Below are 696 nucleotides of genomic sequence, written 5' to 3'. Positions count from 1 at the left end.
TTCAGACTCGCTTTCGCTGCGGCTCCGCCTTCTCGGCTTAACCTTGCATGCAATCGTAACTCGCCGGTTCATTCTACAAAAGGCACGCCATCACCCATTAACGGGCTTTGACTACTTGTAGGCACACGGTTTCAGGATCTATTTCACTCCCCTTCCGGGGTGCTTTTCACCTTTCCCTCACGGTACTGGTTCACTATCGGTCACTAGGAAGTATTTAGCCTTGGGAGATGGTCCTCCCGGATTCCGACGGAATTTCACGTGTTCCGCCGTACTCAGGATCCACTCTGGAGGGGCAGGGTTTTCGGCTACGGGGCTATTACCCGCTGCGGCGGACCGTTCCAGGTCGCTTCGCCTAATCCTGCCTTTTGTAACTCCGTATAGAGTGTCCTACAACCCCAAGAGGCAAGCCTCTTGGTTTGGGCTGATCCCGTTTCGCTCGCCGCTACTCAGGGAATCGCATTTGCTTTCTCTTCCTCCAGGTACTTAGATGTTTCAGTTCCCTGGGTCTGCCTTCTCATGTGCTATGAATTCACACATGGATACTGCCCGATTAAAGGCAGTGGGTTCCCCCATTCGGAAATCTCCGGATCACAGCTCACTTACAGCTCCCCGAAGCATATCGGTGTTAGTGCCGTCCTTCTTCGGCTCCTAGTGCCAAGGCATCCACCGTGCGCCCTTTCTAACTTAACCAATGGT

1 rRNA gene is annotated in these 696 nt (G+C 53.4%); it reads right to left on the bottom strand.

The annotated features are described in order from the left end of the window. Positions 1-690, bottom strand: a 23S ribosomal RNA gene (locus tag QMA01_RS18175); the annotation flags it as partial. Positions 691-696 lie beyond the last annotated feature (6 nt).

The sequence above is a fragment of the Planococcus notacanthi genome (assembly GCF_030407825.1).
Lineage (GTDB): Bacteria > Bacillota > Bacilli > Bacillales_A > Planococcaceae > Planococcus > Planococcus notacanthi.
The sequence above is the reverse complement of the archived record's forward strand: the minus strand, read 5'-3'. Positions and strand labels throughout refer to the sequence as shown.